Raw genomic sequence first — 22,735 nt, 5'->3', positions numbered from 1 at the left:
CTGTCATCTCTTTAGAGAGAAGTTGTTATTCTTCGATAGTCGGAAGAGGCTGTTCGTCAGGAATGGTTACCTGTAGCTGAATCACACGACGGTTATCTGCAGATGTAATTTTGAAATGGTAGTTTTCGATTTCTACAATTTCGCCACGAACTGGCAGGTGACCGAGTGCTGTCATCACCATACCGCCCACTGTATCTACTTCATCATCACTAAAGGTAGTGTTAAACGTGTCGTTGAACTCTTCAATAGTGGTTAAAGCTTTAACAGAGAAAGTATGCTTACTCAGCTTACGAATATCTAACTCTTCTTCATCGTCGAACTCGTCTTCAATTTCACCAACGATTTCTTCGAGGATATCTTCAATGGTTACTAGGCCAGAGACACCGCCAAACTCATCGACAACGATAGACATGTGGTAACGCTCTTCTTGGAATTCCTTGAGTAGGCGATCAACACGCTTACTTTCAGGAACAACAACTACAGGGCGAATCACTTGTTCGATGTCAAATGGAGCACTGTCTGAACCCAAGTACTTAAGTAGGTCCTTCGCTAATAGAATGCCTTCAACATGGTCTTTATCTTCACTGATCACTGGGTAGCGAGAGTGTTGAGCATCAGTAATAAGCGCAATCAATGTATCTAAATCATCGGTGCGTTCAACTGTAACCATTTGAGAGCGAGGCAGCATGATATCGCGTACTCGCATCTCTGAAATTTCCATAACACCTTCGAGCATGTCGCGTGTGTCGTGGTCAATTAGGTCATTAATTTCTGAGTCGCGGATTACATCTACGAGCTCTTGGCGGTCTTTTACCTCGCCTTGAAATAGTTGGCCTAGGCGTTCAAAGAAGGACTTTCTACTCGGACCTTCAGATTTTTTACTTCCCTCAGAAGTGGGGGGGTTACCTTCGTTCATGATTTCTCAAAAAATAACGCTATCAGAAGTGTGATAGCACACATCACAACTCAGATTCCTGATAATAACAGGTTCGATGAGTCGTTGTTTCTCTGCAAACTACTTACCTAGAACCAATTTACTTTTCTAGAATATAAGGGTCTTCAAACCCCATAGCTTGCATGATTTCTGTCTCGAGTGACTCCATCTCTTCAGCTTCATCATCTTCGATATGATCATAACCTAGCAGATGCAGACTGCCATGTACAACCATATGAGCCCAGTGTGCTAGCAGAGGCTTATTTTGCTCTTCTGCTTCTTTTTCGACAACTTGGCGGCAAATAATGAGGTCGCCCAGAAGATCTAATTCGATCCCTGGAGGAGCTTCGAATGGGAAAGACAGCACGTTGGTTGGCTTATCTTTACCACGGTATTCATGATTGAGCTGGTGGCTTTCTTCCGTATCAACGATACGAACCGTCAACTCGGCGTTCTCTTGAAACTGAGGAATAGTCTTGTCTAACCAAAGCTGAATATCTTGCTCGGTTGGAAGACCTTGCTCATTTTCGACCGCAATTTGCAGGTCCAGTTCAATGGACATCTATTTATCACCTTGTTCTGTAATCTCAGAACTATTTTGTGTTGCTAATTGTGTCGTAACTGTTTGCTGAGCCTCAAGAAGTTTGGCTTCGCGTTCTTCACGTTTACGCTTCTCAAACTCTTTACGCTCTTTCTGGTCTTTTGCTTCCCATTTCTCGTAGGCGTTAACGATACGAGCAACAACAGGGTGACGAACAACATCCTCAGACATAAAGAAGTTAAAGCTGATGTCATCGACTTCACTCAACACTTCAGTTGCATGACGTAGACCAGACTTCGCGCCACGAGGTAAATCGATTTGCGTAATGTCACCTGTGATCACTGCACGTGAATTAAAACCAATACGGGTTAAGAACATTTTCATCTGCTCTACCGTGGTGTTTTGGCTCTCATCAAGAATGATAAATGCATCATTCAGAGTACGGCCACGCATGTAAGCCAGTGGAGCGACTTCAATCACGTTACGTTCAATCAGCTTTTCAACACGCTCAAAACCGAGCATCTCAAAAAGTGCATCGTAAAGTGGACGTAAATATGGGTCGACTTTCTGGCTTAAATCACCAGGAAGGAAACCTAACTTCTCACCCGCTTCAACAGCAGGGCGAGTCAGTAGAATACGGCGAACCTCTTGGCGTTCGAGTGCATCGACAGCCGCTGCAACTGCTAGGTATGTTTTACCTGTACCTGCAGGGCCAATACCAAAAGTGATGTCATGGGTGACCATGTTCATGAGGTACTGTGCCTGGTTCGGAGTACGTGGCTTAATCACGCCTTTTTTAGTCTTGATCGTGACTTCTTTGCCGTAATCAATTTCAGACTCGACGTGTTGCTCCAAAATGCCAGACTCAGTGACCGCTAAGTGCACTTGCTCTGGTTCAATATCGATGATGTTGCCTTTAACTGGAGCCGTTTCAACATAGAGGTGTTTGATGATGTCTAAAGCAGCGGCTGTTGTGTGAGGCTTACCAACGATGGTGAAGAAGTTGCTTCGGTAATTTATCTCAACGCCAAGACGACGCTCAAGGTGCTTGATGTTGTCGTCGAATGGTCCGCATAAGCTAGCCAAGCGATTGTTGTCGGCTGGCTCTAGATTTATCTCTAAGGTAACGATTTTATTGCTCAAATTAGCCTCTCATTTTGTGCCACTCGCTCTTAAATAAAACAAAGAGCAAAAAGCCCGATTTAGACCGGGCTTCTGATGGTGATATCCCTATTTCTAAGATGGTCACTTAGTTAGGTAATTTCAAGCTTTGTGTTTGCGCTTTGTGCTCAAACAGTTGTATTGCCTATGGCGTAAATGTCGCTACACCTAGCTCGTCTTCGCGTTTTGTGTTCGCCATCATTTGAGTCGGCGAGATCACGCTGCGAAGATCCATGTCTTTCTCAGTACGAACTACTTCACCACGGAGTGAGTTAGCAAATACTTCTGTGATTTTCACATCTACGAACTGGCCGATCAGGTCAGCAGAACCTTCAAAGTTCACTACGCGGCTGTTTTCAGTACGAGCACGCAGTTCCATCAGGTTCTTCTTCGATGGACCTTCAACCAATACGCGTTGTTCTGTACCTAGCATTAGACGAGAGTAGCGCATTGCTTGTGTGTTCACAGTTTGCTGTAGTTCGTATAGACGATCTTTCTTCTCTTGCTCTGGCACGTCACATGGGTAATCTGCAGCAGGTGTGCCTGGACGAGGAGAGAAGATAAAGCTGAAGCTCATATCGAAATCAACGTCTTTGATCAGTTTCATCGTGTCTTGGAAATCTTGGTTAGATTCACCAGGGAAACCAACGATAAAGTCAGAGCTGATTTGAATGTCTGGGCGCGCTTTACGTAGCTTACGAATAATCGACTTGTACTCAATCGCTGTGTGAGGACGCTTCATCATAGTAAGAATACGGTCACTACCACTTTGTACCGGCAAGTGAAGGAAGCTCACTAGCTCTGGAGTGTCTTCGTAAACTGCGATGATGTCATCACCAAACTCAAGCGGGTGGCTTGTTGTGAAACGAATACGGTCGATGCCATCGATAGAAGCCACAAGACGAAGCAGGTCTGCGAATGAACAGATATCGCCTTCGTGTGTTGGACCGCGGTATGCGTTTACGTTTTGACCGAGTAGGTTTACTTCACGTACACCTTGCTCTGCAAGTTGAGCCACTTCGAACAGTACATCGTCCATTGGGCGGCTAACTTCTTCACCACGCGTGTAAGGCACAACGCAGTAAGTACAGTATTTAGAACAACCTTCCATGATAGAAACGAACGCCGTTGCACCTTCAGCACGTGGTTCAGGCAGGCTATCGAATTTTTCGATCTCAGGGAAAGAGATGTCCATCACTGGCGCGTCATTAGATAGAGAAGATTTAATCATCTCAGGAAGACGGTGCAGTGTTTGTGGGCCAAAGATAACGTCTACGTATGGTGCACGTTGACGAATGTGATCGCCTTCTTGAGTCGCTACACAGCCACCCACACCGATCACCACGCCTTCTTTCTTATCTTTTAGCGTTTTCCAACGACCAAGCTGGTGGAATACTTTCTCTTGCGCTTTTTCGCGGATAGAACAAGTATTCAGTAGTAGTACATCTGCTTCCTCAGGTACTTCAGTTAGCTCATAGCCATTAGCAGCGTTAAGCAGGTCGGCCATTTTTGATGAATCGTATTCGTTCATCTGACAGCCCCAAGTTTTAATTAGCAGTTTCTTACTCATTTTTTGTTCGCTCGATCGTTAGTTTAATTTAAGGGAGCAAATCGCCCAGTATTCATCTGCGAAGACCATTTGTCATAATTAGTTATTCATTTTATGACTGGCTCTAGCAGCAAGCGGCGTATTGTACTGGTTTCAAAACCGACTGACTAGTAGTCTGATAAAATCTCTTATGTAGTGGTTTTTATTATCGTTAACGCTAGACACAGCAAGGGATAACCCTTTTTTTAAATAAGGTTTTTGGTTACAAGTTAGTTATGAAAAAGTACAATCAAAAACAGTCAAAGAATCAAACTGATAAGTACAAAATATGAACAGTTACGATATTGTGGTCGTCGGCGGCGGCATGGTTGGTGCAGCAACAGCGATTGGTTTTGCAAAGCAAGGGTTGAGTGTTGCTGTGATCGAAGGTTTTGCGCCTCAAGCTTTTGACAAGTCGCAAGCGATGGATATTCGTGTTTCCGCAATTTCTCAAGCATCGGTCGATTTGCTTGAAGATCTTGGCGCATGGCAACACATAGAAGCGATGCGAGTATGTTCTTATAAGCGTTTAGAGACGTGGGAACACCCAGAATGTCGTACTCGGTTTGATGCTGCGTCACTAGATTTGCCTCGTTTGGGCTACATTGTTGAAAACCGACTGATTCAATTGGGCTTATGGTCCCAGTTTGATGATTATGACAATTTAGAACTGTTGTGCCCTGAAAAGTTGGATTCTATTGAGTTTGGCGAAAACAATATCGTTAAGCTTCAATCTGGTGCTGAGTTATCGGCTAAATGGGTGATTGGTGCTGATGGCGCTAATTCAGCTGTTCGTCAGCAAGCTGGCATTGGTATTACGGCTTGGGATTACCGCCAACATTGTATGCTTATCAATGTGGAAACTGAACTCCCTCAGCAAGACATTACTTGGCAACAGTTTCTACCAAGTGGTCCTCGTTCGTTTCTTCCTCTGTGTTCTGTCGTTTCTGAAGGGAAAGAAGTCGGGCAGGGTTCCTTAGTTTGGTATGATTCGCCATCTCGTATCAAGCAACTCTCGGCAATGAGCCCAGACAAGCTACGCAATGAAGTACTTGCTAACTTCCCTACAGAACTGGGAGACATCAAAGTCCTCAGTTCTGGTTCGTTCCCTCTCACTCGACGTCATGCGCAATCTTACGCTAAGAACAACTGCATTCTTGTTGGCGACTCGGCACACACGATCAACCCATTAGCAGGGCAGGGCGTGAACTTAGGCTTTAAAGATGTTGCCGCTCTATTGGATGTGACCAAAGAGAAAGGCGAGCTGAATCATTCTGTAGCAAGGCGTTATGAGGTGATAAGAAGAGGCGATAACTTGATGATGCAAAGTGGTATGGATTTCTTCTATAAAACTTTCAGTAATGACATTGGCCCACTGAAATTTGTGCGTAATGCTGCTCTAAAACTAGCTGAAAATTCAGGCCCGATTAAAGCTCAAGTATTGAAATACGCCTTGGGTCTTTAATTGAGCGTTTCAGACTGCTTATAAAGAGAAGGAGAGCAAATGCTCTCCTTTTTTGTATCCGATAATTACTAGCGCTGTTGCGTCACACAAACAGGCGCATCTAGCTCCAACGAGTAGCCTGTATAAACCAGAGAGCCATCCTCAATATTTCGTTTGAATGACGTGATGTTATTGGAGTGCTGGTTTGTGGCGATAAGCCATTGCCCGCAGTCGGTAATATGAAAATCACGAGGGAAATCACCTTCAGTGATATAGCTATCAATAAAAATAGGCATTTTGGTGGTCGGTTCGATTTTGAAGCTACTGATCCTTGATTGGTGTCGACAAGACACATAAAGGAATTGTTCATCTGGTGATAGTTTTATTGCAGCTGTTGCTTCGCCTTTCTCCATATTGGGAAGAGCATTTATTTCCTCCACAATGCTCCATACACCTAAAACCTTTTCCAACATAAGTATCGTTTCAGATAGCTCACAGATCACATAGGCCTTATCTTCAGCCTTATTGAAGATTAAATGACGAGGTCCATTACCAGCAGGAGCTTTTATGGATTGCATTGGTTCGTCTAGAAACTCTTCCTGTTCTTCATCAAAGCAGTAAAAGTTGATTCTATCGGCGCCAAGATCGACGGTGACAAATTGTGGTGAGTTTTGTAAGAACAGACACTGGTGGGCATGTGGTCCTGTTTGTCGTTCTTTGTTTGGACCAGAACCGACCATTTTGATTGTTTTGAGTCGTTTATCGATATTACCGTTGATACTTAAACTAAAGATATCGAATGTGCCTGATGAGTATTGCGACGTAATAGCAAACTTATGGCTAGGATCAATGGTGATATGACAAGGATGATCACCAGAGACAGACCCTGAGTTATTAGCGGTCTTTGAGCTAGCTTTAGCTATATGAACCAACTGTGGCTGTTTGGGTTGGTCAACTTCAGAAGCCATGTAGATCCCGAGTTGTGTCGCTACGATAAAAGATGGATTGGTACATTCAGCAATGAGTTCTAACGGTGATAGCTTTCCGTTATCTAAATCTAATTGAGTCTGATACACGCCTTGGCTTTTACTGGGAATATCTGTGTAGCAACCAATCGTTAAAGGTAGGGTTTTCATAGGGCAGTCATACTCAATTAGAAAATGGAGCCGACATTGTCTTATAAAAAAGTCATGAAGTGATTAGGTAGGAGAAAATACTTGGTGACCTGGATAGCAGATCTACATATTCCAGATAAAACAAAACCCAGCTAAAAAGCTGGGTTTCATTCAATGATGGTGCGGTCGGAGAGACTTGAACTCTCACACCTCTCGGCGCCAGAACCTAAATCTGGTGCGTCTACCAATTCCGCCACGACCGCAGCAAAGCTTTTACTCTAGCGAAGAGTATAGTTAAAAAGACTTATGGTTTGTCTAAGTAACGTTGTATGTGGCTGGGCTACCTGGATTCGAACCAGGGAATGCCGGCATCAAAAGCCGGTGCCTTACCGCTTGGCGATAGCCCAACAATGAATGGTCATCTACTAAAAGAAACGCATTCTAAATAATGGTGCGGTCGGAGAGACTTGAACTCTCACACCTCTCGGCGCCAGAACCTAAATCTGGTGCGTCTACCAATTCCGCCACGACCGCAGCAAATCTTTATAGTCATACTGAATATTGGTGATNTAACGTTGTATGTGGCTGGGCTACCTGGATTCGAACCAGGGAATGCCGGCATCAAAAGCCGGTGCCTTACCGCTTGGCGATAGCCCAACAATGAATGGTCATCTACTAAAAGAAACGCATTCTAAATAATGGTGCGGTCGGAGAGACTTGAACTCTCACACCTCTCGGCGCCAGAACCTAAATCTGGTGCGTCTACCAATTCCGCCACGACCGCAGCAAATCTTTATAGTCATACTGAATATTGGTGATTCAATAAGACGTTGTGCTCTTTGCTTTTGCAAGGAGTTATAAATAGTGGCTGGGCTACCTGGATTCGAACCAGGGAATGCCGGCATCAAAAGCCGGTGCCTTACCGCTTGGCGATAGCCCAACAATGAATGGTCATCTATTAAAAGAAACACATTCTAAATAATGGTGCGGTCGGAGAGACTTGAACTCTCACACCTCTCGGCGCCAGAACCTAAATCTGGTGCGTCTACCAATTCCGCCACGACCGCAGCAAAGCTTTTACTCTAGCGAAGAGTATAGTTAAGAAGACTTATGGTTTGTCTAAATAACGTTGTATGTGGCTGGGCTACCTGGATTCGAACCAGGGAATGCCGGCATCAAAAGCCGGTGCCTTACCGCTTGGCGATAGCCCAACAATGAATGGTCATCTACTAAAAGAAACGCATTCTAAATAATGGTGCGGTCGGAGAGACTTGAACTCTCACACCTCTCGGCGCCAGAACCTAAATCTGGTGCGTCTACCAATTCCGCCACGACCGCAGCAAATCTTTATAGTCATACTGAATATTGGTGATNTCTAAGTAACGTTGTATGTGGCTGGGCTACCTGGATTCGAACCAGGGAATGCCGGCATCAAAAGCCGGTGCCTTACCGCTTGGCGATAGCCCAACAATGAATGGTCATCTACTAAAAGAAACGCATTCTAAATAATGGTGCGGTCGGAGAGACTTGAACTCTCACACCTCTCGGCGCCAGAACCTAAATCTGGTGCGTCTACCAATTCCGCCACGACCGCAGCAAATCTTTATAGTCATATCGAATATTGGTGATTCAATAAGACGTTGTATAAGTGGTGGCTACTGCGGGATTTGAACCTGCGACCCCATCATTATGAGTGATGTGCTCTAACCAACTGAGCTAAGTAGCCAATAATAAATCTAATAGATTTACTATTTGTTCTCTAATGAAAGAGAAATAATGGTGCGGTCGGAGAGACTTGAACTCTCACACCTCTCGGCGCCAGAACCTAAATCTGGTGCGTCTACCAATTCCGCCACGACCGCAGCAAAGCTTTTACTCTAGCGAAGAGTATAGTTAAGAAGACTTATGGTTTGTCTAAGTAACGTTGTATGTGGCTGGGCTACCTGGATTCGAACCAGGGAATGCCGGCATCAAAAGCCGGTGCCTTACCGCTTGGCGATAGCCCAACAATGAATGGTCATCTACTAAAAGARACACATTCTAAATAATGGTGCGGTCGGAGAGACTTGAACTCTCACACCTCTCGGCGCCAGAACCTAAATCTGGTGCGTCTACCAATTCCGCCACGACCGCAGCAAATCTTTTAGTCATACTGAATATTGGTGATTCAATACAACGTTGTCTTTTCTTTCTCGAAGAAAGAATGGTGGCTACTGCGGGATTTGAACCTGCGACCCCATCATTATGAGTGATGTGCTCTAACCAACTGAGCTAAGTAGCCATCTGAGAGCGAGACAATATAATATAATCTTGCTTTCAATGCCATTATCTTTTTAAAGATAATTACACTTTAAATTGTGGCTGGGCTACCTGGATTCGAACCAGGGAATGCCGGCATCAAAAGCCGGTGCCTTACCGCTTGGCGATAGCCCAACAATGATGTCTTGAAGACATCTCAATATGGTGCGGTCGGAGAGACTTGAACTCTCACACCTCTCGGCGCCAGAACCTAAATCTGGTGCGTCTACCAATTCCGCCACGACCGCGTTATTTCCTAAAAACTCTTTGTTACTAAAGACAAACTTTAATATCAAATAGAGTGCTTAGGAAATGGTGGCTACTGCGGGATTTGAACCTGCGACCCCATCATTATGAGTGATGTGCTCTAACCAACTGAGCTAAGTAGCCATTTCCATATTGTTGTTCATTTTGAAACGTTGCCGCTTCGCTGTGAACGGGGCGCATTATGCGGAGTTGAGTGAAACCCGTCAACTTTTTTTTTGAATAAATCGCGAATAAACATCTGTTCGGTTTCTTTTTAGGCAAAGAGGCGTATTTGTCGGCAAAAAACAGGTCAAAAAGGCGATATATATAGGAAGTTAACTTTCTGATGCAGGACTATTTCGAAAGGGTAAAAACAAAAAGGCCAGTGAATTCACTGGCCTTTTATTTGATGTTAAATCAACAATTATACGTTGAAACGGAAGTGAACAACGTCGCCATCTTTTACGATGTATTCTTTGCCTTCAAGACGCCATTTACCTGCATCTTTTGCACCGCTCTCACCGTTAAATTCGATGAAGTGATCAAAACCGACAACTTCAGCTCGGATGAAGCCTTTTTCGAAGTCAGTGTGGATCTTACCAGCAGCTTGTGGCGCTGTTGCACCTACAGGAATTGTCCATGCGCGAACTTCTTTAACGCCAGCTGTGAAGTAAGTTTGAAGAGTCAGTAGTTCGTAACCAGAGCGGATCACTCGGTTAAGGCCTGGTTCTTCGATACCCATGTCTGCTAGGAACTCTTCGCGATCTTCGTCATCAAGCTCAGAAAGCTCAGATTCGATAGCCGCACAAACAGCAACAACAACGTTGTTTTCTTTTTCTGCGTATTCACGAACAGCGTCTAGGTAAGGGTTGTTTTCAAAACCATCTTCAGCAACGTTTGCGATGTACATTGTTGGTTTCAGCGTTAGGAAGTTTAGGTAGCCGATTGCTGCCGCTTCTTCTTTGCCTAGTTCAACAGTACGCGCCATACCACCTTCAGTCAGAACTGGTAGTAGCTTTTCTAGTACAGTGATTTCGAACTTAGCGTCTTTGTCGCCGCCTTTTGCTTTCTTAGCGTTACGTTGAATTGCACGCTCACAGCTGTCTAAGTCAGCCAGTGCAAGTTCAAGGTTGATCACTTCGATATCTTCGATTGGAGATACTTTGCCAGAAACGTGAACGATGTTTTCATTTTCAAAGCAGCGTACAACGTGACCGATAGCGTCAGTTTCACGGATGTTAGCTAGGAATTTGTTACCAAGACCTTCACCTTTAGATGCGCCAGCCACTAGGCCTGCGATATCTACGAATTCCATTGTTGTTGGAAGGATCTTCTGTGGATTAACAATTTTTGCTAATGCATCTAAGCGTAGATCTGGAACCGGAACGATACCTGTGTTTGGTTCGATCGTACAAAATGGAAAGTTTGCTGCTTCGATGCCTGCTTTAGTCAGTGCGTTAAACAGAGTTGACTTACCAACGTTTGGTAGACCAACGATGCCACATTTAAAACCCATGATATAAACCTTATTCTGCTTTGAACGTATGTAAGCGATTTTGTGCTTTTGGTAGGCCATCTTTTAATAAGATGTCTAGGCTGCGAACCGATTCGTCAACGACGGCCTCGATACACTCTTGCTCTTTTTGTGGAGCTTTGCCTAATACATAACCTGCAACTTTATCTTTGTGTCCTGGATGGCCAATGCCTAATCTAAGACGATAGAATTCTTTATTGTTACCCTGTTTGCTGATGATGTCTTTCAGACCGTTGTGTCCGCCGTGACCACCACCTTTTTTAAACTTTCCAATACCAGGAGGAAGGTCTAACTCATCATGAGCAACCATGATCTCTTCTGGTTTAATTTGGTAGAACTTTGCCAGAGCTGCAACTGCTTTGCCTGATAAGTTCATAAAAGTTGTTGGGATCAGCAATCGAAGATCTTCACCATGAACCATGATACGACCCGTAAGGCCAAAGAACTTTGGTTCGTTCTTTAGTGTCACGTTGTGTACACGTGCTAATTCTTCAACTACCCAAGCACCCGCATTGTGGCGAGTTTTGGCGTATTCTGGACCTGGATTAGCCAGTCCAACGAGAAGTTTTATTTGTTGGCTCAAGGTATGGATCTCTCTTGGGATTTCAAAAAGCGCCGTATGATATCACAGTTTATGAAAAAGGTGCGAGCTAGCTGATAGCAACACGATTATTCCTGATTGTGATAATTAGCTGTGCGATATCACTCAGACATAAAAAAAGCACTTCATTGAATGAAGTGCTTAATGTCTTTCTCTAACGTGTTTCTAAAACAAAGCTAAATAACTTTGATTAGTTGAACATCGCTGAGATTGATTCTTCGTTGCTGATACGACGAATCGCTTCAGCAAGCATGCGAGAAAGGCTAAGTGTTGTTACTTTACCTGTCGCAGCCATCTCTGGAGATAGAGAGATAGAATCCGTTACGATAACTTGGTCTAGAACTGAGTTCTTGATGTTGTTCGCAGCAGTACCAGAGAAAACAGCGTGAGTTGCGTAAGCGAATACACGCTTAGCACCGCGCTCTTTTAGCGCTTCAGCTGCTTTACATAGTGTGCCACCCGTATCGATCATGTCATCAACGATAACACAGTCACGGCCTTCAACATCACCGATTAGGTTCATTACTTCAGAAACGTTAGCACGTGGACGACGCTTATCAACGATAGCGATGTCAACATCACCTAGCGCTTTAGCAGTAGCACGAGCACGTACAACACCACCAAGGTCTGGAGAAACCACAACTGGGTTATCTAGGCCACGGTTCGCCATGTCTTCTAGAAGAACTGGAGTACCGAAAATGTTATCAACAGGTACATCGAAGAAGCCTTGGATTTGCTCTGCGTGTAGGTCGATAGTCAAAACGCGGTCAACGCCAACGTTAGAAAGGAAATCTGCAACAACTTTTGCAGTAATTGGCACACGAGCAGAACGTACACGACGATCTTGACGGGCATAACCGAAGTAAGGGATTACAGCAGTAATACGGCCAGCAGAAGCACGGCGCATTGCGTCAATCATTACCACCAATTCCATTAGGTTGTCATTGGTTGGTGCACAAGTTGATTGAATCAGGAATACATCGCTACCACGAACGTTTTCATTGATTTGAACAGCGACTTCGCCATCAGAAAAACGGTCTACAGTAGCATCGCCAAGAGAGATGTATAGACGATCAGCAATACGTTGGGCTAGTTCAGGTGTTGCGTTACCAGCAAATAGCTTCATATCAGGCACGGTGGAAACCTCGGGTTGCGTCCAGTTTTAAATAGATTGTGGGTGGGCTGAGTGGTATTCAGCAAAAGTTTCTTTTAAAGGAGAAATGTTTCGTCCTTTCGCTACAAAAGCGGAAACTGTGTCAGGCAGTTGTTCCAACACCAATTCGGCTTCTTTTTTGCTGCTAAATTCAGCAAAAACGCATGAACCAGTGCCAGTCAATCTCGACGGCGCGTATTGTAGCAGCCATGAAAGTTGCTTATCAACCTCTGGGTACAGCATTCGCACAATTTTTTCGCAATCGTTTACGTATTCTTGCTCTAGAAGCGTTGATAGCGCTCGCTTCGGCGTATTTCGAGTTAATTCTGGATGTGTGAATATGTCTACAGTTGCTATGCTCACTTGAGGCTTAACAACAAGATACCATTTTTCATCCGGATTAGCTGGCTGAAGCTGTTCTCCAACTCCTTCCGCAAAGGCTGCATGGCCTCGAACGAACACAGGAACGTCAGCGCCAAGTTTCAATCCGATCTCTGCGAGTTGATCATCAGACAGGTTGAGTTGCCATAGATAGTTTAGTGCGACCAATACGGTTGCGGCATTTGAAGAGCCTCCACCAATGCCACCTCCCATCGGAAGTACTTTCTTTAGTTCAATATCGGCACCGAAAGAAGTCGATGTATATTGTTGAAGGGCGGTTGCGGCTTTCCAAATCAGGTTGTCTTCGGTCGTAATGCCTGGGATTTCCGGTGTGATGGTAACTGAGTTCGTTTCTTTATGTGCCGTGATCGTCAGTTCATCGCCAAAATCGACAAACTGAAACAAGGTTTGAAGCTCGTGATAGCCGTTGTCACGTCGACCTGTGATGTAAAGAAATAGATTCAGTTTAGCCGGAGAAGGCCAATGCGTTGGCGTTGTTATCATTTTTTCAGTATCCACTTCGAAACTACAATGTTGATTTTGTTATCGTCTTGCTTGAATGACAATCGAGTAGGGAGGGGGATGCTTTCTACATTCGTGTTGCCTTCATCTGATAGCTGCTTACTCGGCATCTCAGTATTTCGATAATTAGCGAAGTTCAGTGTCCATAGCTGGCTGCTGACTTGTTTGGTTAGAGACTCAAGCGTGTTGGATGTATTTAATTGGTAGCTGTCAGCTTGGTCTGGAATGCCAAGGAACCATTGGGGCAGGTGATCAATAGGGATCTGCAAACCTGTCAGTTGCTCAACCAATGCAGAGGCACTTGCGTGAGTAAATACTTGGTCGTCATAGGTCACTACTTTGGCCCCCGACGGATCTATAGTCAGGTTCAATGCGGTTTGACCGAGGAATGTCGTGAGCCTCAATTGACTTTGGTTTGGTGAATGCTTCCAAATGAAGTTTAGGCTTTGGCGCTGCTCGGGAGAAATGTAGGCGAGCTTGCCCGAGGCTTGGTAGTTTTCTATCTGTAGAAGTCGGTTTTGGTGACTTTGCCACTCAACACTGGTCGGTTGTTCAGGTATAGACGAGCAACCCACCATAATTATGGTCATAAAAATAAGAGACGTGATTCTACGAAGTTTGCTCATATTTGCTCACAACTTGTTCAAATTTATCTAAAAAACGCTTCAACTATAGCATTGAATTCACGAACTCAGGAAAACAAATCCCGCTTGCTCTTTAAATAGAGCCATGCATCAAGTAAAATTCGCCCCTTGTTTCCATTCCCTGATCGAGAACTTCTGATACATGTCTTTGCTTGCCGTAGGTATCAATCACAATACAGCGTCGGTTGAATTGCGAGAAAAAGTCGCTTTTGGTCCAGATAAATTATCTGAGGCACTCAAGCAACTTAACGCAAATGCACACGTGAATGGAAGTGTCATACTTTCTACCTGTAATCGAACTGAAGTGTATTGCGACGTTAAAGGCGTGGCTAAAAACAAACTCATCGATTGGTTGTCGGTTTTCCATCAAGTTAGCCCTGAAGAGCTAAAGCCAAGCCTTTATATCCATGAAGAGCAAGCTGCGATAAAACACTTAATGCGCGTTGCTTGTGGTTTGGATTCTTTAGTCTTGGGTGAACCGCAGATCTTAGGTCAGGTGAAGCAAGCGTATACGGACTCGAGAGAGAACAAATCCGTTGATGCTTCAATGGAAAAGTTATTCCAGAAATCATTTTCTGTTGCGAAGCGTGTTCGAACTGAAACTGAAATCGGCGGAAGCGCGGTTTCTGTTGCTTACGCAGCCTGTACCTTAGCCAAGCATATTTTTGAATCCATCGCCGATTCAACCGTGTTACTGGTTGGTGCGGGTGAAACCATTGAACTGGTGGCTAAGCACCTTTCGGCGAATGGCTGTACAAAAATGATAGTGGCGAACCGAACTAGAGAGCGTGCTTTAGGGCTAGCAGAAGAGTTTGGTGCTGAAGTGATCAGTTTGAATGAGATCCCTGATCATCTGCACCGAGCGGACATCGTGATCAGCTCAACCGCAAGTCCGTTACCTATTATCGGTAAGGGTATGGTTGAGAGTGCGCTCAAAAGAAGAAAGCATCAGCCGATGCTATTGGTTGATATTGCCGTTCCTCGTGATGTTGAATCGCAGGTTGGCGATCTGAACGATGCCTACCTTTATTCAGTGGATGATTTGCAGTCGATTGTTGATGGCAATATAGAGCAACGTAAAGTGGAAGCGATTCAAGCTGAAGCGATCGTCAGTGAAGAAAGTGCCGCGTTCATGAGTTGGATGCGCTCACTGCAAGCGGTAGACAGTATTCGAGATTACCGTAAATCGGCTAACGAAATCCGCGAAGAATTATTAAGTAAAAGTTTACAATCACTTGCCGCTGGCGGTGACCCTGAAAAAGTTTTACTCGAGCTCAGCAATAAGCTCACAAACAAATTGATCCATGCTCCAACGCGCGCACTTCAAAGTGCAGCTGAGCAAGGAGAACCTGCAAAATTAATGGTCATTAGACAGAGTTTGGGCCTAGAAAACCCTCAATAATATTAGACCTCCAACAAGATAAGACATTATGAAAGCCTCGATTCTAGTAAAGCTTGAAACACTTGTTGAACGCTATGAAGAAGTTCAACATCTACTTGGTGATCCAGATGTAATCGGGAATCAAGACAAATTCCGTGCACTTTCAAAAGAGTACTCTCAACTTGAAGAAGTGACAGCTTGCTTCCAGTCATATCAGCAAGCTAAAGAAGATCTAGAAGCTGCTGAAGAGATGGCAAACGAAGACGACGCAGAAATGCGTGAAATGGCTCAAGATGAAATCAAAGACGCAAAAGCAGCGATTGAGCGTCTGACTGATGAGCTACAGATTCTTCTTATTCCAAAAGATCCAAATGATGAGCGTAACTGTTTCCTAGAAATCCGTGCAGGTGCGGGGGGTGATGAAGCAGGTATCTTTGCTGGTAACCTTTTCCGTATGTACTCTAAGTTTGCAGAGAAGAAAGGCTGGCGCGTTGAAGTAATGAGCAGCAATGACTCAGAACAAGGCGGTTACAAAGAGATGATCGCTAAGATCAGTGGCGACAGTGTTTACGGCACAATGAAGTTTGAATCAGGTGGTCACCGTGTACAACGTGTGCCTGAAACAGAGTCTCAAGGCCGTGTTCACACATCTGCATGTACTGTTGCTGTTATGCCTGAGATTCCAGAAGCGGATCTTCCAGAAATCAAAGCAGGCGATCTTAAGATTGATACCTTCCGTGCATCAGGCGCGGGTGGTCAGCACGTTAACACCACGGATTCAGCAATCCGTATTACTCACTTACCAACAGGTACGGTAGTAGAGTGTCAAGACGAGCGTTCTCAGCATAAAAACAAAGCGAAAGCGATGGCGGTTCTTGCGGCTCGTATCGTTCAAGCGGAAGAAGAGCGCCGTGCGGCAGCAATCTCTGACACGCGTCGTAACCTACTCGGTTCTGGTGACCGTAGTGACCGTATCCGTACGTACAACTACCCTCAAGGCCGTGTTTCTGACCACCGCATTAACTTAACTATCTACCGTCTGAACGAAGTTCTAGAAGGTGATATGCAAAGTCTGCTTGATCCTGTTCTACAAGAACACCAAGCTGACCAACTTGCAGCATTGGCAGAAAATAACTAACGATATGCAGTCTGCTTATACGGTTGAAAGTGCATTAAAAGCAGCAATCGTGCAGCTACAAGAGGGCGATAACACATCGCCCTCGATTGATGCTGCGGTACTGCTATGTCACGCCTTAGACAAACCAAGATCTTACCTACTTACTTGGCCTGAGAAGCACCTCACCTCAGAACAAGAATCTGAATTCAATATCCTGCTAAAACGTCGTTTAACCGGTGAGCCAGTGGCTTACATTGTTGGTGAACGTGAGTTTTGGTCATTGCCGTTAAAAGTTTCTCGTTCTACTTTAATCCCTCGTCCAGACACTGAACGTTTGGTTGAAGTGGCTTTGGATAAAACCTATGGCAAACAAGGTGCGATTCTAGATTTGGGGACGGGTACAGGTGCGATCGCATTGGCGCTGGCGTCTGAAATGCCAAATCGCCCTGTGACGGGTATTGATCTGCGTCCTGAAGCTCAAGAGCTTGCGGCAGAAAATGCGAAGCGCTTAAACATCACCAACGCTACGTTTTTACATGGCAGTTGGTTTGAGCCTTTAAGTGAGCTGGCTTCTGATAGCAACGGTACCAAGTTCTCTTTAATCGTCTCTAACCCACCTTATATTGAGAAAGATGACCCTCATTTATCTCAAGGGGATGTGCGGTTTGAGCCAATTACCGCATTGGTTGCTGAAGAGAAAGGACTGGCTGACATTCGATACATCTCTGAAAATGCACGTGGCTTTTTGGAAAATGAAGGCTGGTTGGCGTTTGAACATGGCTACAACCAAGGTTTGGCGGTACGTGAGATAATGCAGGCGCTCGGTTATCTCGACGTTGTCACAGAGAAAGATTACGGTGGTAATGACCGAGTGACATTGGGTCGTTACTGTTCATAGGTCGTGACTGCTCATAGATAGTGACTGTCCATCGGCTGCGGTTAATCGTCTTGTGAGCAATAGATGATGAACTTGCTGAATTTATACCTTTAACTCGACAATACATTTCACTCGATAATGCAATTAACGTAGAAATACAGAGAATTAACGCAGAAATACAGAGCATTAACGGGTATTGTGTGGCTCGTGTTAACGAAAGCACATATAAAAATATAAAGGAATACCATGTACGAAGGTTTGAAACATTTTCACTTACTAACGATTGCGATAAGCGCACTGCTGCTTTCGATTCGTTTCGCTCTTATGATGGCTAACTCTCCGAAGCTTAAGCATCCTTTCTTGCAGCGTTTTCCTCATATCAATGACTCGTTGCTACTGCTATCGGGTATTGGTTTGATTTTTATCACTGGCTTTATTCCATTTACACCTGCAGCACCATGGTTAACCGAAAAACTAACCTGTGTTATGGCTTACATCGCATTGGGCTTCTTTGCGCTTAAGCTAGGTAAGAACAAGCTATTGAGAGTTTTCTCTTTCTTCGGTGCTCTTGGCTGGTTAGCAATGGCTGGCAAAATCGCAATGACGAAGACACCAACATTTTTCGGTTAATTATCTCCTTATTTTCGGTTAACTATCTATGTACGAATTTTTTGATGAAGACTTTGACCAGCTAGAATTAGCTGAAGGTGCATTGATCTTAAATAAAGCGATTAACCCAGAAACTCAAGACAGTTGGGCTGAGCAAGAGCTGGCAAGATTGTTTAAAGAAGCTGAGTTTGCTTTGGTTCATGAAACCGACGAACAGCAGAAGTTTGAGTCTTTTATTCGACTATTCTTCTACGAGTGGGGCTTCGCTGGCGATAAAGAGGCGTACTTCTCTTCAGAAAACGCATTCATTGATAAAGTGCTAGAGAGAAAGAAAGGTATTCCAGTAAGCCTTGGCTCGATCTTTCTTTTTCTAGGTCGCAAGCTAGGCTTTCCTGTAGAAGGTGTCTCTTTCCCAACTCAGTTCTTACTTAAAGTGAGCTGGTACGGGCAAGCTGCTGTCTATATTAACCCTTACAACGGTGAGTATGTTGGCGAGCAAACCTTGCGTGCATGGCTGATTGGACATGATGGTCCATTAGCTAAGCTTAAAGCGGAGCATTTAGAAGTGGCCGACCACCCAACTATTATTGGTAAGTGGCTAGCATTGCTTAAGAGCGCACTGCTAAGGGAAGAGCGCTATACGCTTGCATTGAAATGTACTGACCTTGCATTAACGTTTGTACCGGATGACCCGTATGAAATCCGCGATCGTGGCTTTATCTATCAACAGCTAGACTGCCACCAAGTAGCAGCAACGGATTATCAATATTTTATCGACCAATGCCCAGATGACCCTGCATCTGAGTTACTGAAATCTCAAGTGAACGTCATGAACGAAAAGACCGTGGTCGTTCACTAATTAATAATTATTTAGAGAGAATATGATGGAACAGAAAACAGTTCACATTGGCGACATGCCAATTGCTAACGACAAGCCATTTACGCTATTTGCAGGCATGAACGTTCTTGAATCTCGCGATCTAGCAATGCAGATCTGTGAGCACTATGTGAAAGTAACAGAGAAGCTGGGTATCCCTTATGTATTTAAGGCGTCTTTCGATAAAGCGAACCGCAGCTCTGTTCACTCGTACCGTGGTCCAGGTATGGAAGAAGGTCTTAAAATCTTCCAAGAGCTAAAAGACACATTCGGCGTGAAGATCATCACTGATGTTCACACTGAAGCACAAGCTCAGCCCGTGGCAGATGTGGTTGATGTTATTCAGCTTCCAGCGTTCCTAGCTCGTCAAACTGACCTAGTTGAAGCGATGGCGAAGACTGGCGCTGTAATCAACGTGAAGAAGCCTCAGTTCATGAGCCCGAATCAAGTTGGCAACATCGTTGATAAGTTTGCTGAGTGTGGCAACGACAAGATCATCCTATGTGAGCGTGGCGCTTGTATGGGTTACGACAACCTTGTTGTGGATATGCTTGGTTTTGGCGTTATGAAGAAGTCTTCAAACGGCAGCCCAATCATCTTCGACGTGACGCACTCTCTACAAATGCGCGACCCTTCAGGTGCTGCATCTGGCGGTCGTCGTGAGCAAACGGTTGAACTTGCGAAAGCGGGTCTTGCGACAGGTATTGCGGGTCTGTTTATCGAAGCTCACCCTAATCCAGATCAAGCTCGTTGTGACGGCCCATCTGCACTGCCTCTAGATAAACTAGAGCCGTTCTTGAAGCAGATGAAAGCACTTGATGATCTTATCAAAGGCTTCGAGCACATCGATATTAAATAGCATTAGCTAGTAGCACATTATCGGCATAATCAATGCTGGGTCGTTAAGAACGCTACTAACAGCCATTGATATGTAAACGCCTAGCTCTTTTGAGTTGGGCGTTTTTGTTTTCACGAAACACTAATGTGTCGATAGTTGATTAAAGGGTTGTTAACAAAGCCCCTAGTTATCTAAGAAGCAGGTATAAGTGTGTGAGGTCTGTCCTGTTTGCAGTAAATTACTGATGTTTATCACACTTTATAGGTAAACGATTGCCTGTGATGCAGGGGAAGTTTGAGTGCAATCTCATAATTTTGTTACACTTGACAGCGGAACTATGCGTGACCAATTCGACATAAATATGAAATCGTCGTGTTACATCTGGGATGTTAATTTAAGATAAGTCATGTTGAAGTCTTATTGTTCGAACTCCAGATAAGGGGTCGCAATAGGCATAAAAAAGCAGTGGATTCCCCTAAAAAGCTCAAAGGTATGACAATGAAGCAACGCCTTATTCTAAAGACAGCACTAAGTGCTGCAATCCTAGCTACTCTAGCTGGGTGTGCGTCTCAATCAGCTCATGATTGGAACCAAGACGAAACTTACAAGCTAACGATTCTTCACACAAACGATAACCATGGTCGTTTCTGGCAGAATAAATACGGCGAATACGGCATGTCTGCGCGTAAAACGCTAGTTGACCAACTTCGTTCAGAAGTTGAAGCAGAAGGCGGTAGCGTGTTGCTTCTATCTGGTGGTGACATCAACACAGGTGTGCCAGAGTCAGATCTTCAGGATGCTGAACCTGATTTTAAAGGTATGAACAAGATTGGTTACGATGCAATGGCATTGGGTAACCACGAGTTTGATAACTCACTAGACGTACTACAAAAGCAGATCGATTGGGCTAACTTCCCAATGCTGTCTGCAAACATCTATGATAAAGCGACAGGTGAGCGCAAGTTCCAAGCTTACGAGATGTTCGAAAAGCAAGGTATTAAGATTGCGGTTATTGGTTTAACAACTGAAGATACCCAAAAGATTGGTAACCCTGAGTTCATTGCTGGTATCGACTTCCGTGACCCTAAAGAAGAAGCGAAGCAACTGATCGCCGAACTTCAAGAAACAGAAAAACCAGATCTTATCTTCGCAGTGACTCACATGGGCCACTACGAAAATGGTCAGCGTGGCGTTAACGCACCGGGTGATGTGGCATTAGCTCGTTACCTAGATGAAGGTGACCTAGACATGATCGTTGGTGGTCACTCTCAAGAGCCTGTTTGTATGGAAGGCCCTAACGTTGCGAAGAAAAACTTCACACCGGGTGATGAGTGTAAGCCTGACCTTCAAAACGGTACTTACATCGTTCAAGCTCACGAGTGGGGCAAATACGTAGGCCGTGCTGACTACGAATTCCGCAATGGCGAGCTAGAAATGGTGAGCTACAATCTTATTCCAGTTAACCTTAAGAAAAAAGTTAAGATTGACGGTAAGAAACAGCGTGTCTTTATTCAAGATGAAATCGCACAAGACCCAGAACTACTTGAGTTCCTACGTCCTTTCCAAGAGCAAGGCCAAGCACAGCTAGAAGTTCAAATTGCTGAAACTAATGGCAAGCTTGAAGGTGACCGTAACGTTGTTCGTTTCCAACAGACTAACCTAGGTCGTTTAATTGCGACTTCTCACATGGAGCGCGCAAAAGCAGACTTCGCTGTGATGAACTCGGGTGGTGTACGTGATTCAATTGAAGCCGGTGATGTAACTTACAAAGATGTACTGAAGGTTCAACCTTTTGCAAATATCCTGACTTACACCGACATGACGGGTAAAGAAGTTCTAGATTACCTAAATGTCGTTGCGACCAAACCAATCGATTCTGGTGCTTATGCACAATTTGCTGGCATCTCAATGACAGTAGCAAACGGTGAAGTATCGAATGTATTCATCGGTGGCAAGCAACTTCGTTTAGACGAAACATACCGCTTCACAGTACCAAGCTTTAACGCTGCTGGTGGTGACGGTTACCCTAAACTGTCTGACCACCCTGGTTACGTAAACACTGGTTTTGTTGATGCAGAAGTACTGAAAGAGTACCTAGAAGCAAACAGCCCAGTAGACGTGAACAAGTACGCACCGTCTGGTCAAATGGTTTACAAGTAATTGAACCCAATAAATTTAATCACTAGGTGCTGAATTAGATTGACTCTAGCACCATGATAAATTTAACTAAAGCGACGCCTCGGCGTCGCTTTTTGTTTATCTATCGTTTGGATTTGTTATGACCCCAGCAATCAATCTCGCCAAGAAAAAGAAAATCGCTCATAGCGTTCATCAGTATCATCACGATGCCAACAATACGAACTATGGTTTGGAAGCCGTTGAAGCGCTTGGTCAGGATCCTAAGCGTGTGTTCAAAACTCTTTTGTTCTGTTTGAACGGTGTGGCTAAAGATTTGGCTGTGGCGGTTATTCCTGTGGACCAAAAGCTAAACCTAAAACTTGCAGCAAAAGCAGCGAAAGGTAAAAAAGCAGAGATGGCGAATCCTGAAATTGCACAGAAAACCACGGGTTATGTGGTGGGTGGCATCAGTCCGCTTGGTCAAAAGAAAGCATTGCCTACTTTTGTACACTCCACTGCGACGGATTTTGAAACGATATGTGTGAGCGCAGGAAAAAGGGGCTTGGAAATCGAGCTAGACCCAAAGGACTTAGCCATGCTTACACGAGCTCAATTTACTGATTTGTGTTTGTAGCAGGCGGGCGATAATGAAAGCCGTTAATCTGCCGAGCAAAATACCGTCTTCGTACCTAGTTTTGACTTAGCCAACAACAAAAAACGCCCACTAAGACAACTTAGTGGGCGTTTCTGTATTAA

19 protein-coding genes and 19 tRNA genes are annotated in these 22,735 nt (G+C 44.5%); 9 read left to right on the top strand and 29 right to left on the bottom strand.

Annotated features, from left to right (window positions below; all coding sequences use genetic code 11):
- Positions 1 to 25: 25 nt before the first annotated feature.
- The 4 genes from corC to miaB form a co-directional block, all read right to left on the bottom strand.
- Complete coding sequence (gene corC, locus L1D22_RS01805) at positions 26 to 916, bottom strand: CNNM family magnesium/cobalt transport protein CorC (protein WP_239828506.1); 891 nt, start codon at positions 914 to 916, stop codon at positions 26 to 28.
- A 118-nt stretch (positions 917 to 1,034) separates the two neighbouring features.
- Complete coding sequence (gene ybeY / locus L1D22_RS01800) at positions 1,035 to 1,496, bottom strand: rRNA maturation RNase YbeY (protein ID WP_017631906.1); 462 nt, start codon at positions 1,494 to 1,496, stop codon at positions 1,035 to 1,037.
- A complete protein-coding gene (locus tag L1D22_RS01795; RefSeq protein ID WP_239828505.1) occupies positions 1,497 to 2,618 on the bottom strand; it encodes a PhoH family protein in 1,122 nt (373 codons plus the stop codon). It abuts the gene before it with no gap.
- A gap of 163 nt (positions 2,619 to 2,781) precedes the next feature.
- A complete protein-coding gene (gene miaB, locus L1D22_RS01790; protein WP_239828504.1) occupies positions 2,782 to 4,206 on the bottom strand; it encodes a tRNA (N6-isopentenyl adenosine(37)-C2)-methylthiotransferase MiaB in 1,425 nt (474 codons plus the stop codon).
- Between the two features lie 307 nt (positions 4,207 to 4,513).
- Here miaB and L1D22_RS01785 point away from each other — a divergent pair, with 307 nt between their 5' ends.
- The gene (locus L1D22_RS01785; protein ID WP_239828503.1) at positions 4,514 to 5,689 is read left to right on the top strand and encodes a 2-octaprenyl-3-methyl-6-methoxy-1,4-benzoquinol hydroxylase; all 1,176 of its coding nucleotides are present in this window, start codon (positions 4,514 to 4,516) and stop codon (positions 5,687 to 5,689) included.
- A gap of 68 nt (positions 5,690 to 5,757) precedes the next feature.
- Here the strand turns inward: L1D22_RS01785 and L1D22_RS01780 are convergent, their stop codons facing one another.
- The 25 genes from L1D22_RS01780 to lolB all read right to left on the bottom strand — a co-directional run bounded on the left by L1D22_RS01780 (position 5,758) and on the right by lolB (position 14,144).
- On the bottom strand, positions 5,758 to 6,804 hold the full coding sequence (locus L1D22_RS01780; RefSeq protein WP_239828502.1) for a lactonase family protein: 1,047 nt from the start codon (positions 6,802 to 6,804) through the stop codon (positions 5,758 to 5,760).
- A gap of 157 nt (positions 6,805 to 6,961) precedes the next feature.
- Positions 6,962 to 7,046, bottom strand: a tRNA-Leu gene (locus L1D22_RS01775).
- Between the two features lie 69 nt (positions 7,047 to 7,115).
- Positions 7,116 to 7,190, bottom strand: a tRNA-Gln gene (locus L1D22_RS01770).
- Positions 7,191 to 7,232: 42 nt separating this feature from the next.
- Positions 7,233 to 7,317, bottom strand: a tRNA-Leu gene (locus L1D22_RS01765).
- Positions 7,318 to 7,365: 48 nt separating this feature from the next.
- Positions 7,366 to 7,440, bottom strand: a tRNA-Gln gene (locus tag L1D22_RS01760).
- A 42-nt stretch (positions 7,441 to 7,482) separates the two neighbouring features.
- A tRNA-Leu gene (locus L1D22_RS01755) sits at positions 7,483 to 7,567 on the bottom strand.
- 81 nt (positions 7,568 to 7,648) lie between these two features.
- Positions 7,649 to 7,723 (bottom strand) — tRNA-Gln (locus L1D22_RS01750).
- Between the two features lie 42 nt (positions 7,724 to 7,765).
- Positions 7,766 to 7,850 (bottom strand) — tRNA-Leu (locus L1D22_RS01745).
- A gap of 69 nt (positions 7,851 to 7,919) precedes the next feature.
- Positions 7,920 to 7,994 (bottom strand) — tRNA-Gln (locus L1D22_RS01740).
- A gap of 42 nt (positions 7,995 to 8,036) precedes the next feature.
- Positions 8,037 to 8,121, bottom strand: a tRNA-Leu gene (locus L1D22_RS01735).
- 54 nt (positions 8,122 to 8,175) lie between these two features.
- Positions 8,176 to 8,250, bottom strand: a tRNA-Gln gene (locus L1D22_RS01730).
- Between the two features lie 42 nt (positions 8,251 to 8,292).
- Positions 8,293 to 8,377 (bottom strand) — tRNA-Leu (locus tag L1D22_RS01725).
- Between the two features lie 55 nt (positions 8,378 to 8,432).
- A tRNA-Met gene (locus L1D22_RS01720) sits at positions 8,433 to 8,509 on the bottom strand.
- Between the two features lie 51 nt (positions 8,510 to 8,560).
- Positions 8,561 to 8,645, bottom strand: a tRNA-Leu gene (locus tag L1D22_RS01715).
- Positions 8,646 to 8,714: 69 nt separating this feature from the next.
- Positions 8,715 to 8,789, bottom strand: a tRNA-Gln gene (locus L1D22_RS01710).
- Positions 8,790 to 8,831: 42 nt separating this feature from the next.
- Positions 8,832 to 8,916 (bottom strand) — tRNA-Leu (locus L1D22_RS01705).
- 71 nt (positions 8,917 to 8,987) lie between these two features.
- A tRNA-Met gene (locus L1D22_RS01700) sits at positions 8,988 to 9,064 on the bottom strand.
- A 77-nt stretch (positions 9,065 to 9,141) separates the two neighbouring features.
- Positions 9,142 to 9,216: transfer RNA gene (locus L1D22_RS01695), tRNA-Gln, on the bottom strand.
- Positions 9,217 to 9,244: 28 nt separating this feature from the next.
- Positions 9,245 to 9,329, bottom strand: a tRNA-Leu gene (locus L1D22_RS01690).
- Between the two features lie 65 nt (positions 9,330 to 9,394).
- Positions 9,395 to 9,471, bottom strand: a tRNA-Met gene (locus tag L1D22_RS01685).
- 280 nt (positions 9,472 to 9,751) lie between these two features.
- Positions 9,752 to 10,843 carry a redox-regulated ATPase YchF gene (gene ychF, locus L1D22_RS01680; RefSeq protein ID WP_017632894.1) on the bottom strand — a complete coding sequence of 364 codons (1,092 nt, stop codon included), beginning with the start codon at positions 10,841 to 10,843 and terminating at the stop codon, positions 9,752 to 9,754.
- A 10-nt stretch (positions 10,844 to 10,853) separates the two neighbouring features.
- Positions 10,854 to 11,444, bottom strand: a complete 591-nt coding sequence (gene pth, locus L1D22_RS01675; RefSeq protein WP_004739815.1) for an aminoacyl-tRNA hydrolase — start codon at positions 11,442 to 11,444, stop codon at positions 10,854 to 10,856.
- A 208-nt stretch (positions 11,445 to 11,652) separates the two neighbouring features.
- Positions 11,653 to 12,597: a ribose-phosphate pyrophosphokinase gene (locus tag L1D22_RS01670; RefSeq protein WP_239828501.1), complete on the bottom strand. Its 945-nt coding sequence runs from the start codon at positions 12,595 to 12,597 to the stop codon at positions 11,653 to 11,655.
- 27 nt (positions 12,598 to 12,624) lie between these two features.
- Entirely contained in the window at positions 12,625 to 13,500 is an 876-nt protein-coding gene (ispE, locus tag L1D22_RS01665) for a 4-(cytidine 5'-diphospho)-2-C-methyl-D-erythritol kinase (protein WP_239828500.1), read from the bottom strand.
- Positions 13,497 to 14,144 (bottom strand): lipoprotein insertase outer membrane protein LolB, encoded by a 648-nt coding sequence (lolB, locus tag L1D22_RS01660; RefSeq protein ID WP_239828499.1) that lies wholly within the window; start codon positions 14,142 to 14,144, stop codon positions 13,497 to 13,499. The genes ispE and lolB overlap by 4 nt, the downstream gene beginning before the upstream one ends.
- 160 nt (positions 14,145 to 14,304) lie before the next feature.
- On the opposite strand from lolB, the gene hemA reads away from it, so the two are divergent.
- From hemA to ybaK, 8 genes are all read left to right on the top strand, one after another.
- A complete protein-coding gene (gene hemA / locus L1D22_RS01655) occupies positions 14,305 to 15,564 on the top strand; it encodes a glutamyl-tRNA reductase (RefSeq protein ID WP_239828498.1) in 1,260 nt (419 codons plus the stop codon).
- A 28-nt stretch (positions 15,565 to 15,592) separates the two neighbouring features.
- Positions 15,593 to 16,681: a peptide chain release factor 1 gene (gene prfA / locus L1D22_RS01650; protein ID WP_017632898.1), complete on the top strand. Its 1,089-nt coding sequence runs from the start codon at positions 15,593 to 15,595 to the stop codon at positions 16,679 to 16,681.
- 4 nt (positions 16,682 to 16,685) lie between these two features.
- On the top strand, positions 16,686 to 17,558 hold the full coding sequence (prmC, locus tag L1D22_RS01645; RefSeq protein WP_239828497.1) for a peptide chain release factor N(5)-glutamine methyltransferase: 873 nt from the start codon (positions 16,686 to 16,688) through the stop codon (positions 17,556 to 17,558).
- Positions 17,559 to 17,783: 225 nt separating this feature from the next.
- Entirely contained in the window at positions 17,784 to 18,167 is a 384-nt protein-coding gene (locus L1D22_RS01640; protein ID WP_009848726.1) for a SirB2 family protein, read from the top strand.
- Between the two features lie 28 nt (positions 18,168 to 18,195).
- Positions 18,196 to 19,005, top strand: coding sequence for a SirB1 family protein (locus L1D22_RS01635; RefSeq protein WP_239828496.1), 810 nt, complete (start codon positions 18,196 to 18,198; stop codon positions 19,003 to 19,005).
- A gap of 22 nt (positions 19,006 to 19,027) precedes the next feature.
- A complete protein-coding gene (gene kdsA, locus L1D22_RS01630) occupies positions 19,028 to 19,882 on the top strand; it encodes a 3-deoxy-8-phosphooctulonate synthase (RefSeq protein ID WP_174571129.1) in 855 nt (284 codons plus the stop codon).
- A gap of 477 nt (positions 19,883 to 20,359) precedes the next feature.
- Positions 20,360 to 22,021: a bifunctional UDP-sugar hydrolase/5'-nucleotidase UshA gene (ushA, locus tag L1D22_RS01625; protein WP_239828495.1), complete on the top strand. Its 1,662-nt coding sequence runs from the start codon at positions 20,360 to 20,362 to the stop codon at positions 22,019 to 22,021.
- Positions 22,022 to 22,139: 118 nt separating this feature from the next.
- On the top strand, positions 22,140 to 22,613 hold the full coding sequence (gene ybaK, locus L1D22_RS01620; RefSeq protein ID WP_239828494.1) for a Cys-tRNA(Pro) deacylase: 474 nt from the start codon (positions 22,140 to 22,142) through the stop codon (positions 22,611 to 22,613).
- Positions 22,614 to 22,735 lie beyond the last annotated feature (122 nt).

The sequence above is a fragment of the Vibrio sp. Isolate34 genome (genome assembly GCF_022397915.1).
In the GTDB taxonomy this organism is placed as follows: domain Bacteria; phylum Pseudomonadota; class Gammaproteobacteria; order Enterobacterales; family Vibrionaceae; genus Vibrio.
The sequence above is the reverse complement of the archived record's forward strand: the minus strand, read 5'-3'. Positions and strand labels throughout refer to the sequence as shown.